This is a genomic window from Lysobacter enzymogenes (assembly GCF_017168095.1).
Taxonomy (GTDB): Bacteria; Pseudomonadota; Gammaproteobacteria; order Xanthomonadales; family Xanthomonadaceae; genus Lysobacter; species Lysobacter enzymogenes_D.
The window spans coordinates 1-2,988 of the sequence record NZ_LXSD01000293.1 but is presented as its reverse complement, the minus strand read 5'-3'; the positions used below and the strand labels follow the sequence as shown (position 1 = coordinate 2,988).

The 2,988-nt window shown below is 73.2% G+C and carries 1 protein-coding gene; it reads right to left on the bottom strand.

Going from position 1 to position 2,988, the window contains the following annotated elements; genetic code table 11:
- A partial coding sequence (locus A7A76_RS09345) for a sensor histidine kinase (protein WP_206410952.1) occupies positions 1–2,864 on the bottom strand: 2,864 nt, incomplete at its 3' end.
- Between the last annotated feature and the right edge of the window lie 124 nt (positions 2,865–2,988).

The window sequence follows — 2,988 nt, the reverse complement described above, 5'->3', positions numbered from 1 at the left end:
TCGAAGCGGCGGAACAGGCGCTGCTTCTGTTCTTCGTTGAGGCCCGGGCCGGTGTCGCTGACTTCGAAGCGCACGCCCTGCGGGGTCAACCGCTGCACGCGCAGGCTCACCGCGCCGACGTCGGTGAACTTGATCGCATTGCCGAGCAGGTTCAGCAGCACCTGGCAGACCCGGCTGCTGTCGCCGCGCAAGCCGCGCGGCGCATCGGCGGCCACGTCCACGTCGAAGCGCAGGCCGCGCTGCTGCGCCAGCGGCCGCATCAGGTCGGCGGCTTGCGCGACCAATGCGCGAACGTCGAACGGTTCGTGCGCGAGTTCGAGCTTGCCCGATTCGATCCGGGCCAGGTCGAGCGCGTCGTTGACCAAACGCAAGAGGTGTTCGCCGGCGCGGCGGATCGATTCGGTATAGCCGCGCTGCTTCTGGTCCAGCGGCGTATCCAGCAACAGCTCGCTCATCCCCAGCACGCCGGTCATCGGCGTGCGCACCTCGTGGCCCAGCGTCGCCAGGAACCGGGTCTTCGCCAGCGACGCCTGCTTGGCCACTTCGCGCTCGTGCTCGGCGCGCTGCCAGTTGAGCCGCCGCGCCAGCCGGCGCCGGTACAGCATCGTGCCCCACCACGCCGCCAGCGCGAGCAGGCCCAGCAACGCCGCCAGCGCCGGCGGCGTGCGCCACCACGGCGGGCGCACGTTGAATTCCAGCACCCGCTCCAGCGCGGTGTTGCCGTTGGCGTCGATCGCGCGCGCATGCAGCACGTAGCTGCCCGGCGGCAGGCCGGCGAACACCCGCTCGCCGCTCTCGCCGACCGCGACCCAGTCGCTGTCGTAGCCTTCCAGGCGGGTGTAGTAACGGTTGGCCTGCGGATCGTCGAACGACAGCAGGCGCATCTGCACGCGCATCTCGCGGTCGTCCGGCGCCAGGGTCGGCAGCGCTTCGTAGCGCGAGGCGCGCTCGGAGCCCGACGGCCGCACCGGCTTGTCCAAGGCCAGCGGCACCCAGCGGCCGTGACGGCGCACGTCGAGCTGGTGCCAGACCAGCCGCGGCTGGCGCGGCGCCGGGTCCGGCCAGGCGGTGTCGATCAGCACCACGCTGCCGTCCGACAGCGACGCGGCCAGGGTGCCGTCGCCGGTCAGCACGCTGGCGCGGCGCAGGAACTCCTGGCTGCTCATGCCGTCCTGCACGCCGAAGCGGCGCAGGCGCAGTTGCCTGGGATCCCAGCGGAACAGGCCGCGCGCGGTCGGCAGCCACAGCCGTCCGGCGCGGTCGCGGAACAGGCCGGTGCCTTCGACCGCGGGAATGCCGCGCTCCACGCCGGCGCGGTCGCGCAGTTCCCAGCGTCCGCCTTCGCGCTGGTAATGCTCCAGGCCGTTGAGCCGTTGCAGCCACAGGCTGTCGGCGCTTTCGAAGGCGAAGCCGAACACGCGGTCGCGCGGCAGGCCCGGCACCGCGGCCATGACGTTGCGCTTGGCGTCGCGGCTGAGCAGGCCCTCGCCCGAGGCGATCCACAACGCGCCGTCGGGGGCGAAGCCGATGTTGTCGAAATCGCCGTTGCCGATACCCTGCTCCGGGCCGACCGCGATGGTGGCGAGCACGCGGCCGCTGTCGGGGTCGCGCTGTTGCAGGCCCTGGGTCAGGTAGGAAATCCACAGCGTGCCGTCGGGCGCGAGCGCCATGCGGTCGGGCTCGCCGGGCAGGACCGGGTCGGGCCCGGTTTCGCTCCAGTCGCGCCACGCGCCGGACGGATCGATCCGCACCAGGTTGTTGCGGCTGGTGGCGACCCACAGCCGGCCCTGGCGGTCCTCGACCGCGGTGTTGGGAATGCCGCCCTTGCTCAGCGCGTCGTGCGGACCGTCGCTGATCGGTTCGACCACGCCGTCCTGGCCCAGCCGCTCGATCTCGCCGCGCGCGCCGATCAGCCAGAACCCGCGCCGCGCCGACGGCGCCAGCGCGGTGTACAGCTCGCTGCTGAGGCTGCCGCGCTCGCGCGAGTACTGGGCGATGCGGCGCCAGTCCGGGCGCAGATAGCCGACGCCGACGCCGGCCAGCGGGAACCAGAACGAGCCGTCGTCCTGGCCGACGATCTGCTGCACCGGCCGCGCCGGCCGCGCCGGGCCCAGCGCCATCGGCGCCGGCACCGACTGCGGCGTGGCCCGCCAGATGCTGCGCTGGGTGCCGAGCCACAGGCTGCCGTCGCGGTCCGGCGCCACGCTCAGCACCGCGTTGAGCTGGGCGAACATCGCCGAGTAGTCCGGGTCGGTCCAGCGCCCGTCGCGCTCGCGCCGGTGCAGGCCGGTCTTGCTGCCGACCCACAGTTGCTCGCCGACCGGGGCGATCGCGAACACCCAGGGCGCGGGCTCCTCGCCGGGCAGGCCGATGCGTTCGAAGTCGTGCCCGGTCCAGCGCGCCAGGCCCTTGAACGTGCCGGCCCACAGGTCGCCGCGGGCGTCGTAGCTCAGGGTCAGCACGGTCGGCGACGGCAGGCTGCGCGGGTCGCCGTCCTTGGGCATGAAGCGCTCGATCCGGCCGTTGCGGTCGATCCGGTGCAGGCCGCCGCCGTAGGTGCCGAACCAGACCTCGCCGTTGCGGCTGGCCACGGTGAAGGTGTCGTCGCTGCCGATCTGCGGATGCTCGGCGCGGCGGTAGTGGACGAAGCCCTCGCGGCGCGCGTCCATCATGCTCAGGCCGCGGCCTTCGGCGGCGACCCAGATGCGGTCGCGGTCGTCGACGTTGACCAGGGTCAGGTCGTTGCCGGGCAGCGAGGCCGGATCGCCGGGCACGTGCCGCCACACCTTCATGCCGACGCCGTCGTAGCGGGCCAGGCCGTCGGTAGTGGCCAGCCACAGGTAGCCGGCGTGATCGAAGGCCATGCCGTTGACCTTGCTCGACGGCAAGCCGTCGGCCACGCCGATGATGCGCGCGCGCGGCGCCTCGGGTACGCCCGCGGCCGCCCACGGCGCCGCCGCGGCCAGGCCGGCGCACAACCACAGCGCC